Here is a 12,886-nt window from a genome sequence, read left to right on the forward strand (position 1 = left end):
TGTTCGGCCCACTGGGCCGGGCGCTGTTTTGATCCAAGTACTTTTGAGGTGATTCCCATGATGAAAGGTGGCATGGCCGGCCTGATGAAGCAGGCGCAGCAGATGCAGGAAAAGATGGCCAAGATGCAGGAAGAACTGGCCAACGCCGAAGTCACCGGTAAAGCCGGTGGCGATATGGTCACCGTGGTGATGACCGGTCGTCACGACGTCAAGCGCGTGACCATCGATCCAAGCCTGGTCGAAGGCCTGAGCGAAGACGACAAGGAGATGCTGGAGGCCGTGTTCGCTGCCGCCGTCAACGACGCCGTCCGCAAGATCGAAGCCAACAGCCAGGACAAAATGTCCGGCATGACCGCAGGCATGCAACTGCCACCGGGCATGAAACTGCCATTCTGATTCGCTGACGCGTCGGATGGTCTACAAAAATGCCAGGCACTCAGCCTGGCATTTTTGTTTTTGGCGGGCGAGACATTCGGTGTCTGTTGAACCGCCTTCGCGAGCGGGCTCGCTCCCACATTGGATCGGGGGACAGTTTGCGATTGATGTCACACTGTAAATCCCTGTGGGAGCGAGCCTGCTCGCGATGAAGTCGACTCGGTAATGCTGAAGAAACATCGAACGTGATACCGTCGATGAGCATTTGACGCTGGCCAGAGGCGCGGGTATAAACCGCGTCTCGTTGATATGTCGGACGTTTCCCCCATGAGCTTCAGCCCTTTGATTCGCCAACTGATCGACGCCTTGCGCACCTTGCCCGGTGTCGGTCAGAAAACCGCCCAGCGCATGGCGTTGCAACTGCTCGAGCGTGATCGCAGCGGTGGCTCGCGGCTGGCGCTGGCCCTGAGTCAGGCCATGGAAGGGGTCGGCCATTGCCGACTGTGCCGCACTCTGACCGAAGACGATCTGTGCCCGCAGTGCGCGGACCCTCGTCGCGACGACACCTTACTGTGCGTGGTCGAAGGGCCGATGGATGTCTACGCCGTGGAGCAGACCGGGTTTCGCGGTCGCTACTTCGTGCTCAAGGGGCATTTGTCGCCGCTCGACGGCCTGGGGCCGGAAGCCATCGGCATTCCGCAATTGCTGGCGCGGATCGAAGAGGCGGGTACGTTCACTGAGGTCATTCTGGCCACCAACCCGACGGTTGAAGGTGAAGCGACAGCGCACTACATCGCCCAGTTGCTCAGCAATAAAGGCCTGATTGCTTCGCGCATCGCCCATGGTGTGCCGTTGGGTGGCGAGCTGGAGCTGGTGGATGGCGGGACATTGGCGCATTCGTTTGCCGGGCGTAAGCCGATCGTTCTGTAGCGCGTTAACTGACGTCATCGCGAGCAGGCTCGCTCCCACCTTGGAACGCATACTCCAGGACAATTCGGTCAACTGTGGGAGCGAGCCTGCTCGCGATGCGGGCGACTCGGTCTCCTTGACTCACACAATTCTATTGAAAACCAAGCAAGCGCTCGGTAAGTTCGCTGAACCTTCAGTGGAGCTCGCCGATGCCTGCCTTTCAGGAATACTTCGACCCCAGCCATCAGTTGGTCCGCGACAGCGTACGACGTTTCGTCGAACGCGAGATTCTGCCGGACATCGATCAGTGGGAGGAGGCCGAGGGCTTCCCCCGCGAGCTCTACCTTAAGGCCGGTGCAGCGGGCATTCTCGGCATTGGCTACCCCGAAGCGCTGGGTGGCAGCCACGAAGGTGATCTGTTCGCCAAGATCGCCGCCACTGAAGAGCTGATGCGCTGTGGTTCAGGCGGGTTGGTGGCGGGGCTGGGCTCACTGGACATCGGCCTGCCACCGATCCTCAAATGGGCCAGGCCCGAGGTGCGAGAGCGAGTGGTGCCGCAAGTCCTTTGCGGCGAAAAAATCAGCGCGCTGGCGGTTACCGAGCCCAGCGGCGGCTCCGATGTGGCCAACCTGCAAACCCGTGCCGTGCGTGACGGGGATTACTACCGGGTCAGTGGCAGCAAAACCTTTATCACCAGTGGTGTTCGCGCGGATTTTTATACCGTCGCGGTGCGCACCGGTGAGCCGGGATTTGGCGGCATCAGCCTGCTGCTGATCGAGAAGGGCACGCCAGGATTCACTGTCGGTCGTCAGTTGAAGAAAATGGGCTGGTGGGCGTCGGATACCGCCGAACTGTTTTTCGATGATTGCCGTGTGCCGGTGGGCAACCTGATCGGCGTCGAGAGCATGGGCTTTGCCTGCATCATGGGCAACTTTCAAAACGAGCGCCTGGCGTTGGCATTGATGGCCAACATGACTGCGCAACTGGCGCTGGAAGAAAGCCTGAAATGGGCCCGGCAGCGCGAAGCGTTCGGCAAGCCGATTGGCAAGTTTCAGGTGCTCAAGCATCGCTTGGCGGAGATGGCCACGGCGCTGGAAGTCTCCCGGGAGTTCACCTATCGCCAGGCTGCGAAAATGGCCGCGGGGCAGAGCGTGATCCAGGAGATTTCCATGGCCAAGAATTTTGCCACCGACACTGCCGATCGCATCACCAATGACGCGGTGCAGATTTTCGGTGGGTTGGGTTATATGCGTGAAAGCCTGGTGGAGCGGCTGTACCGCGACAGCCGGATCCTGTCCATTGGCGGCGGTACGCGGGAAGTGATGAACGAGATCATCAGCAAGCAGATGGGGCTTTGAATCAGGCGGTGCCAGGCTGACGCTATCGCGAGCAGGCTCGCTCCCACAGGGATTTTGTAACTACCGAAGATCCAGTGTGGGAGCGAGCCTGCTCGCGATGGCGTCGGTGAAGGCGCCAGCTTATCTTTCGCTCAGCGCAAACTGCGTCAGGCAGAACGTCGGGATGTTCATATCTTCCAGGCGCTGGGAGCCACCCAGTTCCGGCAGGTCGATAATTGCCGCGGCTTCGAAAACCCGCGCGCCCATGCGCCGAATCAGATTGGCCGCAGCGATCAGCGTACCGCCAGTGGCGATCAGGTCATCGAAGATCAGCACCGAGTCGCCTTCGCAGAGGCTATCGGCGTGAACTTCAAGAAAAGCTTCGCCGTACTCGGTCTGATACCCCTCGGACAGAACGTCAGCCGGTAGTTTGCCTTGCTTGCGAAACAGCACCAGTGGCTTGTTCAACTGATAGGCGAGGATCGAGCCGATCAGGAAGCCGCGCGCATCCATGGCGCCGATGTGCGTGAAGTCAGCCTCGACGTAGCGGTGCGCAAAGCTGTCCATCACCAGGCGCAGGGCCTTCGGGGACTGGAACAGCGGGGTGATGTCGCGAAAGATCACGCCCGGCTTTGGAAAATCGATAACGGGGCGGATCAGGGATTTGATGTCGAAGGAGTCGATGAGCATCGTCGAGGTGTCCTGGCAGGCTGCAAACGGCGAAGTATAACTGCGGCCGGGCAGGTTCGCTCAGCCGCAATCGCAACGTCAGCCTTCGATCGAGCCACCGGCCAGCGCACACAGCTGGATCGGGTCGAGGATGTGCACTTCCTTGCCTTCGGCCGCGATCAGTTCGTTCTGCTGGAAGCGTGTGAATACGCGGGACACGGTTTCCACCGCGAGGCCCAGGTAGTTACCGATTTCGTTGCGCGACATGCTCAGGCGGAACTGGTTGGCAGAGAATCCGCGTGCGCGGAAGCGCGCCGACAGGTTGACCAGGAACGTGGCGATACGCTCGTCGGCGGTCTTTTTCGAGAGCAGCAGCATCATCTGCTGATCGTCACGAATTTCTCGGCTCATCACGCGCATCAATTGGCGGCGCAACTGTGGCAGTTGCAGGGCCAGTTCATCGAGCCGTTCGAAGGGGATTTCGCACACCGAGGTGGTTTCCAGGGCCTGGGCCGAAACCGGGTGGCTCTCGGTGTCCATGCCCGACAAGCCAACCAGTTCGCTCGGCAGGTGGAAGCCGGTGATCTGTTCTTCGCCGCCATCGCTCAGGCTGAAGGTTTTCAACGCGCCGGAGCGCACTGCGAAAACGGAATCGAACTGGTCGCTCTGACGAAACAGAAACTCGCCTTTTTTCAGCGGGCGACCACGTTTGACGATATCGTCCAGCGCATCCATGTCTTCCAGATTCAGCGAAAGTGGCAGGCAGAGGGGGGCCAGGCTGCAATCCTTGCAATGTGCCTGGCTGTGAGCGCGCAGTTTAACTGGCTCGGACATTTCTTAGATCCTTGTGGGAAAACACACATAAGACGTAAGGGTAACCCACGCAATGACGTCGAAGCCAGCCTGTGGTGTCTTAAATTACCCGAGAGAAACGTTGGCGATTCTGTTGTTCCAGGTAGGCATCGAAGACCATGCACACCGAACGGACCAGTAACCTTCCGGCCGGCAGGACCACGATTTTTTCGCTGTCGAGTTCGATCAGGCCATCCTCGGCCATGGCCTGCAACTGCGGCCAGAGCTCGCTGAAGTAGCCGCGAAAATCGATGTTGAAAGCCTGCTCGATCTCGGCGAATGTCACGCTGAACGTACAGATCAGCTGCTGAATCACTGCCCGCCGCAGACGGTCGTCCTGGTTGCACAGCAATCCACGACTGGTGCCCGGTTGCGCGCTGGCCAGGGTGTTTTGGTACTGATTCAGATCACTGCTGTTCTGGCAGTACAAATCACCGATCTGGCTGATGGCCGACACGCCAAGACCGATCAGGTCGCAATGACCGTGGGTGGTGTAGCCCTGGAAGTTGCGTTGCAGCGTCGACTCTTCCTGAGCGATGGCCAGCTCATCATCCGGCAGGGCGAAATGGTCCATGCCGATGTAGCGATAACCGGCGGCGGTCAGTTGCTCGATGGTGCGCTGAAGCATGTTCAGCTTTTCGGCGGGGGCCGGCAGGTCGCTGCTGTTGATTCGCCGCTGTGGCATGAAACGTTCGGGCAGGTGCGCGTAGTTGAACACCGAGAGCCGATCCGGTTGCAGGTTGATGACTTCGTCCACCGTGCGGGCGAAGCTCTCGGCGGTTTGCTTGGGCAGGCCGTAGATCAGGTCGATATTGATAGAGCGAAACTGCAAGGTACGCGCCGCCTCGATCACCGCCCGTGTTTCCTCCAGGCTTTGCAGGCGATTGACCGCACGCTGTACGGCCGGGTCAAGGTCTTGCAGGCCGATGCTGACCCGGTTGAAACCCAGTTCGCGCAGCAGTCCCATGGTTGACCAGTCGGCTTCGCGTGGGTCGATCTCGATGCCGTAATCACCGGAGTCATCGTCCAGCAGGTTGAAATGCTTGCGCAGTTGCGCCATCAACTGGCGCAGCTCGTCATGGCTGAGAAAGGTCGGAGTGCCGCCACCGAAATGCAGTTGCTCGACTTTCTGGTTCGGGTCCAGGTGACAGGCGATCAGCTGGATTTCCTGTTCCAGGCGCTGCAGGTAGGGCAGGGCGCGGCCGCGGTCCTTGGTGATGACTTTGTTGCAGGCGCAGTAGTAGCAGATGTTTGCGCAGAACGGCACGTGCACATACAGCGACAGTGGGCGCAGGGCCTTGCGGCTTTCGCGCAGGGCATGAAACAGATCGAAAGTGCCGACCTGGCTGTTGAATTGCACCGCGGTCGGGTACGAGGTGTAGCGTGGTCCCGCCAGGTCGTAACGGCGGATCAGATCTGTGTCCCAACGAATGGCGTCGAACATGCGGGCATTCCCCCGGATAGGCTGGCAGTGGTGGCGAGTCTAGGGGGGGCGGCATTGGGGCATCTTGATTTGCATCAAGGGTATCCGGAAGTGGTGCGGCCCTTTGTAGCAGCTGCCGCAGGCGGCGTTCGAGGACGTAGTCCTCGCAAATGCGATGCATGCGGTTTCACTGAGACAACGAGGTGGATGGTTTTACGACAGCTTCGCCGCCGAACGCCGCCTGCGGCAGCTGCTACAGGTATGCGGTGCACCGCTGATCTAATGCCCCATGAGCCAATGCTGGTGCGGTCCCGGCAAGGTCCAGAGGCCAAACAGGATCACCAGCAAGCCGCCGGTCATGCGCACGCTGCGTTTGCGCAGTAACGCCGTGACCCGTTCGGCCGCAAGGCCAGTGGCCAACAAAACCGGCCAGGTGCCAAGGCCAAATGCGAGCATCAACAAGGCGCTGTCGATGGCATTGCCCTGGCTGGCAGACCACAACAGCGTGCTGTAGACCAAACCGCACGGCAGCCAGCCCCAGAGTGCGCCGAGCAGCAACGCGCGCGGCAGGCTCGATACCGGAAGCAAGCGGTTGGCAACTGGCTGTATGTAGCGCCACAGGCCACGCCCCAGGCTTTCGATGCGGGTCAGGCCGCTCCACCAGCCGGCCAGGTACAGGCCCATGGCGATCAGTAGCAAGCCGGCGAGGATCCGCATGAACATCGCCGCCGGGCTGTTGGCCACCGCCCATCCCGCCAGGCCGATCAGCAGGCCGGCAGTGGCGTAGCTGAGAATCCGCCCGAGGTTATACGCCAGCAACAGGCGAAAGCGCCGGCTGCGTTGTTCCTTGGGAATCGCCAGGGTCAACGCGCCCATCAACCCGCCACACATGCCCAGACAATGCCCGCCGCCGAGCAGGCCAAGGATCACCGCAGAAACCAGCAGTGGCGCCAACTCAAGCATGAGGCGGGGCCTTGTCGTTCGGCTTGGCCGGATCGGTCGGTGGGTGACCGCGGGCTTCGTCGGCTGCTGCCTGATGGCTCGGGTCCTGGTCGTCGAACAGGATGCTGTGGGCCGGACCGTCGAGGTCGTCGTACTGACCGCTGTCGACCGCCCAGAAGAAAATGTAAATGGCGATGGCGACGATCAGCAGCGCTGCCGGGATCATCACATAAAGAGCTGGCATCTGGACTCCATGCCTGACCGGATCAAACCGGTAGCGGGCGGGTGACTGGCGTGGCGCTGGCGCTTGGCTGGCTCGGCATGCGAGTCAGGCGAAGTGCATTGAGCACCACGGTCAGCGAACTGATCGACATGCCGACCGCGGCCCATACCGGAGTGATCCAGCCGAGGGCGGCGAACGGCAACATGAAGCCATTGTACAGCCCGGCCCACAGCAGGTTCTCGATGATTACCCGACGTGTACGCCGGGCCAGGCTGAAGGCTTGCACCAAGGCGTCGAGACGATTGGACAGCAGCACCGCGTCGGCGCTGGTTTTCGCCAGGTCGGTGGCCGAACCCATGGCCACGCTGATGTCGGCGGCGGCCAACACCGGCACGTCGTTGACCCCGTCGCCGAGCATCAACACCTTGCGGCCCTGCTGGTGCAACTGCTTGAGCACCTGCAGCTTGTCATCCGGGCGCAAGCCGCCCCGGAACTCGTCGATACCCAAATCGGCGGCGACACTGGCAACCATCGGCGAGCTGTCGCCGGACAGCAGCAACGTGCGCCAGCCGCGTGCTTTACATGCCGCGAGCAGCGCCGGTGCGTCGCTGCGCAGACGGTCGTCGAGCACGAACCAGGCCAGTGCGCCATGGCTGTCGCCGAGCAACAGCCATTGGCCGGCTTCATCCGGGATTGCCGGCACAGCGCAGCCGCTGAGTTCGCAGACAAACGCCGGTTGACCGATGCGCAGGCGCTGTTCGCCAACCAGACCCTCAAGGCCCAATCCCGGGGTGCTGAGGACTTCTTCGGCGGCCAGCGGCGCTCGGCCAAAGGCTCGGGCAATCGGGTGTTCAGAACGGTTTTCGAGGGCGGCGGCGAGGCCCAGGCACTGATCGCTGTCGAGTGCGCCCAGTGCTCGAATCGAACGCAAGGCCAGGCGACCTTCGGTGAGCGTGCCGGTCTTGTCGAAAATCACCGTGTCGATTTGATTCAGGCCTTCCAGCACGTGGCCGCGGGTCAGCAGCAAGCCGAGTTTGTGCAAGGTGCCGGTGGCGGCGGTGAGTGCGGTCGGCGTGGCCAGCGACAGCGCGCAAGGGCAGGTCGCGACCAGCATCGCCAGCACGATCCAGAACGCGCGGGACGCGTCCAGCTCCCACCAGAGCAAACCGATGGCTGCGGCAGCCATCAGCGACAACAGCAGGAACCACTGCGCAGCGCGGTCGGCAATTTCTGCCAGGCGTGGTTTTTCGGCCTGGGCGCGATCCAGCAGGCGGACGATGGCCGAGAGGCGAGTGTCCTGACCCAGCGCGAGCACTTCGACGGTCAGGGCGCCCTCGACATTCAGGGTGCCGGCCGTCACCGCATCGCCGAGTGTCCGGGGTTGCGGCAGGTACTCGCCGGTCAGCAGTGACTCATCGATGCTCGACTGGCCATCGAGGATTTTGCCGTCGGCCGGGAGGATGGCTCCGGGGTGCACCAAAACATGGTCACCGAGACGCAACTCACTGAGCAGGATGCGTTCGCTTTGGCCGTCCGCGCTCAGACGCAGGCACGACGCGGGCAGCAGGTTCACCAATTGCGCGGTGGCGGCGGCGGTGCGTTCACGGGCGCGGCGCTCCAGATAGCGGCCCGCCAATAGAAACAGCGCGAACATCCCGACGGCATCGAAATACAGCTCGCCGACTCCGGTGATCGAGGTCCAGATCCCGGCGAGGTAGGCGCCGCCGATGGCCAGCGAAACGGAAACGTCCATGGTCAGGTGGCGGGTGCGCAGATCGCGCATCGCACCTTTGAAAAACGGCGCGCAGCTGTAGAACACAATCGGTGTAGTCAGGAACAGAGCGACCCAGCGCAGGATGGTGTGCAGCTCGGGGCTGAGGTCGATGTTGAATTCCGGCCAGGTGGCCATGGTCGCCATCATTGCCTGGAACCACAACAAACCGGCGACGCCCAGTTGGCGCAGGGCCAGGCGGTTTTCGCTGGCCAGTTGTTCGCTGGCGCGGTCGGCCTGGTAGGGGTGGGCGGCATAACCGATGTGGCGCAGTTCGCTGAGCAGTTGGCTCAACGGCAACTGGCTGTCGGCCCAGCGCACGTGCAGGCGATGGTTGGACAGGTTCAGTCGTGCCTCGGCCACGGCCGGCAGACTGCGCAGGTGTTTCTCGATCAGCCAGCCGCAGGCTGCGCAGCTGATACCTTCCATCAGCAAGGTGGTTTCGGCGAGTTCGCCGTCGTGGCGGACAAACGGTTGTTGCACGTCGGCGCGGTCATACAGCGCCAGTTCGTCCACCAGTTGCACCGGCAAGGCTTCAGGGTTGGCCGAAGCCTCGCTGCGATGGCTGTAATAGTGCTCCAGCCCGCCTGCGACAATCGCCTCGGCCACAGCCTGGCAACCCGGACAGCAGAGCTCGCGGGTTTCGCCGAGGATGACGGCGGTAAACCGGCTGCCGGAGGGGACGGGCAGGGCGCAGTGGTAGCAGGGGAGTGGAGTGGTCATGCGATAAGGTCTATATCGTCCGGGAGGGCCTCATCGCGAGCAGGCTCGCTCCCACATTTGATCAATGTCATGCACAAGAGTTGTGTACGCCAGAGGTCACTGTGGGAGCGAGCCTGCTCGCGATGCGCGAAGCGCAGGCTCTTTACTGCTACTGATCTTCGGCGCCTTGCAGCGGTTCGTCACCGAGCAGCAAATGCTTGTCGTGGCCGATCTGTTCTTCTTCGAACAGGCGCCACACATGCTCGTCCTGGCTGCCCAGCAGCTCGACGAAGCGCCGGCCTTCGATCTTGTCGGTCAACTGGCCAATATAACGACCGGGTTCGGTCGCGCTGCGGGTCAGGGTGATCTTGCGATCTTTATCCGGCTGGGTCGGCGAGATCAGGTTCAGTTCGAGGGTCGCGGGCGTGCTGTTGCCGGTCAGGCGCACGTCGACTTCACCGGTCACCTCATCCAGATGCACGTTGGCGCGCAACAGCAGGGTCTGGGCCAGCAACTCGCGGTCCAGCGAACGGTTGATGCCTTTGCCTGCCTCGTAGTAATTGTCGTTGACCAGGTTATCCGGGTTTTTGACAGCAATGGTCACCATGGACAAGGTCAGGGTCACCGAACAGGTCAGAATCCCGATGATGATCCATGGCCAGAGATGCTTGTACCAAGGGCTGGTGGCAGTTGCTACGGGCATGATGACTTCTCTCAACGGATTTGTGGGCCGATGAATCGGCTCTTGGCTTCAACGTGGACGCTGTTGTCGTCGGCATCCTTGAGGGTGAATTTCACCTCATTGGTGCTCGACGGCAGTTGTTCCGGTGCACTCGACAGCTCGACCGGCATGCTGAAGATTTCGCCAGCAGCCACCTTGATCTCGCGCTTGCCTTGCAACTTGAGATCCGGCAGTCCGGAGGCTTCCAGCACGTAGGTGTGGTCGCGCTGATCCTTGTTCATGACTTTGAGGCTATAGACGTTCTCGATCCGGCCTTCGGCGTTCTCGCGGTACAGCACGCGGTCCTTGCTGACATCGAAGCCGACCAGCGAGCGCATGAAGAACGCGGTGATCAGCAAGCTGATCATGGCCAGCAACACCAGCGCGTAACCGATCAGGCGCGGACGCAGTTTATGGGTTTTTTGCCCGGACAGGTTGTGCTCGGTGGTGTAGCTGATCAGGCCGCGCGGGTAGTCCATTTTGTCCATGATGCTGTCGCAGGCATCGATGCAGGCGGCACAGCCAATGCATTCGATCTGCAAGCCGTCACGAATGTCGATGCCGGTCGGGCACACCTGAACGCACATGGTGCAGTCGATGCAGTCGCCCAGGCCCTGAGCCTTGTAGTCGATGCCTTTTTTGCGCGGGCCACGGGCTTCGCCGCGGCGCGGGTCGTAGGAAACGATCAGCGTGTCCTTGTCGAACATCACGCTCTGGAAGCGCGCGTAAGGGCACATGTAGATGCACACCTGTTCGCGCAACCAGCCGGCGTTGCCGTAAGTGGCGAGGGTGAAGAAGCCGACCCAGAAATACGACCAGCCATCAGCCTGGCCGGTGAAGAAGTCGATCGTCAGTTCACGAATCGGTGAGAAGTAGCCGACAAAGGTCATGCCGGTGACGAAACCGATCAACAGCCACATCGTATGTTTGCTGAGCTTGCGCAAGAACTTGTTGGTGCTCATCGGCGCCTTGTCGAGCTTGATGCGTTGGTTGCGGTCACCTTCGGTGACCTTCTCGCACCACATGAAAATCCAGGTCCAGACACTTTGCGGGCAGGTATAGCCGCACCAGATGCGTCCGGCATACACGGTAATGAAGAACAGGCCGAAGGCGCTGATGATCAACAGGCCGGACAGCAGGATGAAATCCTGCGGCCAGAAGGTCGCACCAAAGATGAAGAATTTGCGCTCCGGCAGGTTCCACCAGACTGCCTGGTGACCGCCCCAATTGAGCCAGACCGTGCCGAAATACAGCAGGAACAACGCGGCACCGCCAGCCATCCGCAAATTGCGGAACAGGCCGGTGAAGGCGCGGGTGTAGATTTTTTCCCGAGAGGCGTAGAGGTCGACGCTGTTATTCGCGTTTTTGGCAGGCGGGGTGACGTCGTGTACCGGAATCTGGTTGCTCATCATTGCATCCCACGGCAGTGGAAAAATGCCTCGGTCAGTACGTGCCGACCGCGGTCAAAAAGGGTTGTTGCAGTGGCGCAATGATACGCCTGTCGCTCTAGTTCAAGGGTGCGACCTTTGGTCGCGTTGGTGAAAATTCGTAGATGGTGTAGCAAATGTAACAAATCGTGATGCAGATCAATTGACTTGTTGAGTATAGCTGTCCGTCCGGCCAGGGTTACTCCCGCGCGCCCCAAGGGGCGTACCGGGTCCGACTCCCTCATCTCCCGCCTTCCACTGCCTGACATTCATTTGCGCTGGACTATATAGAATATTTTTTAGTGAGTGTTTTGAAGTGCGCGAGTATCAGAAGAAGTTGGAAATATCTGCTGTTGATCTGCAGAGATTGGTCGTTTGTTAATTATCAGCGGGCGATATATTTTGCAGTTGCCGCTATGGAGTGGCTGTTAACTATCGATGGAAATGGATTTCTATGATTTTATATAAAGAGTGTGTGTGGCTGGTGTGTCTTGCACTGGCGTTGGTTATTCCTGTGGTCTATGGCGCCTCGTCGGCAGAGACGCCGCGCCATATGGTGTTTGTATCGGATTCGCAATACCCCTGGACTGATCTCTCGGATGATAATCTTCCAGACCTCAACAAAGAGGCGCGCTCAAAAGAGCTGATAGAGTTGCAGTATTCCGATATTGCAAGTTTCAGGAAGCTGAATGGCGGGGCATCCCGCATACCGGTGATGATTAACGGTGATATCACAGCCTTTGGTCATGCTGGCGAGCGTTCATACATGAAGTCGGTTTTCGAGAATAAACTGGAAGGGCTATATGATTACGGGCTGGGTAATCATGACTATGCCAATAACGTGGGCGACTGCTTCTTGAATCTCTGTGCGGCGGGCAGTGTCAACGACCTCAAGGAGCGCTACTGGGGAAAAGTCGAATCCATGGATCTGGCGGCAAGAAGTTCAGGCTTCGGGAGTATCTATTATGGCAGTCTCGCTTACTCGAAAAGTGCCGGTGATGTGCATGTGGTTCAATTGAATAATGAGCCGACTTATAGCATCAGTTTTACCTCCGGCAATCCACTGGCTCCGACAGCGTTTGAAATTACGCCTGCGCTTGACTGGCTGGAGGGCGATCTAAAGAGCGCTCGGGAGCAGGGCAAGATCATTATTCTCAATATGCACAAGGTTTTCGATTGGAAGGGCAGTGACGAGCAAATTGCACGATTTCAACAAATGCTCGAGACATACCGGGTGACGGCAGTCTTTGGTGGGCATGATCACGGCTGGGCAGGGGCTTATTTTGATTGGGGCAAGCCAAAGTACTTTGGTGATGTCCCGGTATTTCTAAGCGGCTCTGCCTCCCAGCAAACGTATCTGATTGCCAGTTTTACCGCTGATCGGCAGTCGCTGGCGGTCAGCGTTGTCCGCAACAGTAACTGGCCAAGCCGAAAGCTCGATAAGGTCATCCCGGTCTTGAAGTAGGCAAATGAATGACGGAAATGAAAACGGCCCCGCCAGATCACTGGCGGGGCCGTTTTTTGTTGCGATCACG

General features: G+C 59.9%; 12 protein-coding genes. 4 read left to right on the forward strand and 8 right to left on the reverse strand.

The genetic code is table 11. The annotated features are described in order from the left end of the window. Window positions 1-57 precede the first annotated feature (57 nt). From AC1DHT_RS25145 to AC1DHT_RS25155, 3 genes are all read left to right on the forward strand, one after another. The gene (locus tag AC1DHT_RS25145; protein WP_008028561.1) at window positions 58-396 is read left to right on the forward strand and encodes a YbaB/EbfC family nucleoid-associated protein; all 339 of its coding nucleotides are present in this window, start codon (window positions 58-60) and stop codon (window positions 394-396) included. Between the two features lie 306 nt (window positions 397-702). After that, window positions 703-1,305 (forward strand): recombination mediator RecR, encoded by a 603-nt coding sequence (gene recR, locus AC1DHT_RS25150; RefSeq protein ID WP_054593221.1) that lies wholly within the window; start codon window positions 703-705, stop codon window positions 1,303-1,305. A gap of 188 nt (window positions 1,306-1,493) precedes the next feature. Beyond that, window positions 1,494-2,642: an acyl-CoA dehydrogenase family protein gene (locus tag AC1DHT_RS25155; protein ID WP_427545966.1), complete on the forward strand. Its 1,149-nt coding sequence runs from the start codon at window positions 1,494-1,496 to the stop codon at window positions 2,640-2,642. Between the two features lie 120 nt (window positions 2,643-2,762). On the opposite strand, the gene AC1DHT_RS25160 is transcribed toward AC1DHT_RS25155, so the two are convergent. The 8 genes from AC1DHT_RS25160 to ccoG all read right to left on the reverse strand — a co-directional run bounded on the left by AC1DHT_RS25160 (window position 2,763) and on the right by ccoG (window position 11,333). Beyond that, window positions 2,763-3,311: an adenine phosphoribosyltransferase gene (locus tag AC1DHT_RS25160; RefSeq protein WP_427532921.1), complete on the reverse strand. Its 549-nt coding sequence runs from the start codon at window positions 3,309-3,311 to the stop codon at window positions 2,763-2,765. Between the two features lie 78 nt (window positions 3,312-3,389). Then, a complete protein-coding gene (gene fnr / locus AC1DHT_RS25165; RefSeq protein WP_427532922.1) occupies window positions 3,390-4,124 on the reverse strand; it encodes a fumarate/nitrate reduction transcriptional regulator Fnr in 735 nt (244 codons plus the stop codon). A gap of 79 nt (window positions 4,125-4,203) precedes the next feature. After that, complete coding sequence (gene hemN, locus AC1DHT_RS25170) at window positions 4,204-5,586, reverse strand: oxygen-independent coproporphyrinogen III oxidase (RefSeq protein ID WP_427545968.1); 1,383 nt, start codon at window positions 5,584-5,586, stop codon at window positions 4,204-4,206. 258 nt (window positions 5,587-5,844) lie between these two features. Beyond that, window positions 5,845-6,528, reverse strand: a complete 684-nt coding sequence (locus tag AC1DHT_RS25175) for a sulfite exporter TauE/SafE family protein (RefSeq protein ID WP_019689546.1) — start codon at window positions 6,526-6,528, stop codon at window positions 5,845-5,847. Continuing rightward, window positions 6,521-6,751 (reverse strand): cbb3-type cytochrome oxidase assembly protein CcoS, encoded by a 231-nt coding sequence (gene ccoS, locus AC1DHT_RS25180; RefSeq protein WP_427545970.1) that lies wholly within the window; start codon window positions 6,749-6,751, stop codon window positions 6,521-6,523. Before ccoS ends, AC1DHT_RS25175 begins: the two co-directional genes overlap by 8 nt. 22 nt (window positions 6,752-6,773) lie before the next feature. Continuing rightward, window positions 6,774-9,224 (reverse strand): heavy metal translocating P-type ATPase, encoded by a 2,451-nt coding sequence (locus tag AC1DHT_RS25185; RefSeq protein ID WP_427545972.1) that lies wholly within the window; start codon window positions 9,222-9,224, stop codon window positions 6,774-6,776. A gap of 148 nt (window positions 9,225-9,372) precedes the next feature. After that, a complete protein-coding gene (locus tag AC1DHT_RS25190) occupies window positions 9,373-9,906 on the reverse strand; it encodes a FixH family protein (RefSeq protein ID WP_427545974.1) in 534 nt (177 codons plus the stop codon). An 11-nt stretch (window positions 9,907-9,917) separates the two neighbouring features. Beyond that, the gene (ccoG, locus tag AC1DHT_RS25195) at window positions 9,918-11,333 is read right to left on the reverse strand and encodes a cytochrome c oxidase accessory protein CcoG (RefSeq protein ID WP_427545976.1); all 1,416 of its coding nucleotides are present in this window, start codon (window positions 11,331-11,333) and stop codon (window positions 9,918-9,920) included. Window positions 11,334-11,805: 472 nt separating this feature from the next. On the opposite strand from ccoG, the gene AC1DHT_RS25200 reads away from it, so the two are divergent. Next, the gene (locus AC1DHT_RS25200) at window positions 11,806-12,816 is read left to right on the forward strand and encodes a metallophosphoesterase family protein (RefSeq protein ID WP_442114661.1); all 1,011 of its coding nucleotides are present in this window, start codon (window positions 11,806-11,808) and stop codon (window positions 12,814-12,816) included. Window positions 12,817-12,886: the final 70 nt, after the last annotated feature.

This window comes from Pseudomonas sp. 05N432 (assembly GCF_056396945.1).

What these genes read in the sequence shown, in the direction of transcription:
- AC1DHT_RS25145 (WP_008028561.1), top strand. Translation starts at nt 58, where the DNA reads ATGATGAAAGGTGGCATGGCCGGCCTGATGAAGCAGGCGCAGCAGATG.
- recR (WP_054593221.1), top strand. Translation starts at nt 703, where the DNA reads ATGAGCTTCAGCCCTTTGATTCGCCAACTGATCGACGCCTTGCGCACC.
- AC1DHT_RS25155 (WP_427545966.1), top strand. Translation starts at nt 1,494, where the DNA reads ATGCCTGCCTTTCAGGAATACTTCGACCCCAGCCATCAGTTGGTCCGC.
- AC1DHT_RS25160 (WP_427532921.1), bottom strand. Translation starts at nt 3,311, where the DNA reads ATGCTCATCGACTCCTTCGACATCAAATCCCTGATCCGCCCCGTTATC.
- fnr (WP_427532922.1), bottom strand. Translation starts at nt 4,124, where the DNA reads ATGTCCGAGCCAGTTAAACTGCGCGCTCACAGCCAGGCACATTGCAAG.
- hemN (WP_427545968.1), bottom strand. Translation starts at nt 5,586, where the DNA reads ATGTTCGACGCCATTCGTTGGGACACAGATCTGATCCGCCGTTACGAC.
- AC1DHT_RS25175 (WP_019689546.1), bottom strand. Translation starts at nt 6,528, where the DNA reads ATGCTTGAGTTGGCGCCACTGCTGGTTTCTGCGGTGATCCTTGGCCTG.
- ccoS (WP_427545970.1), bottom strand. Translation starts at nt 6,751, where the DNA reads ATGCCAGCTCTTTATGTGATGATCCCGGCAGCGCTGCTGATCGTCGCC.
- AC1DHT_RS25185 (WP_427545972.1), bottom strand. Translation starts at nt 9,224, where the DNA reads ATGACCACTCCACTCCCCTGCTACCACTGCGCCCTGCCCGTCCCCTCC.
- AC1DHT_RS25190 (WP_427545974.1), bottom strand. Translation starts at nt 9,906, where the DNA reads ATGCCCGTAGCAACTGCCACCAGCCCTTGGTACAAGCATCTCTGGCCA.
- ccoG (WP_427545976.1), bottom strand. Translation starts at nt 11,333, where the DNA reads ATGAGCAACCAGATTCCGGTACACGACGTCACCCCGCCTGCCAAAAAC.
- AC1DHT_RS25200 (WP_442114661.1), top strand. Translation starts at nt 11,806, where the DNA reads ATGATTTTATATAAAGAGTGTGTGTGGCTGGTGTGTCTTGCACTGGCG.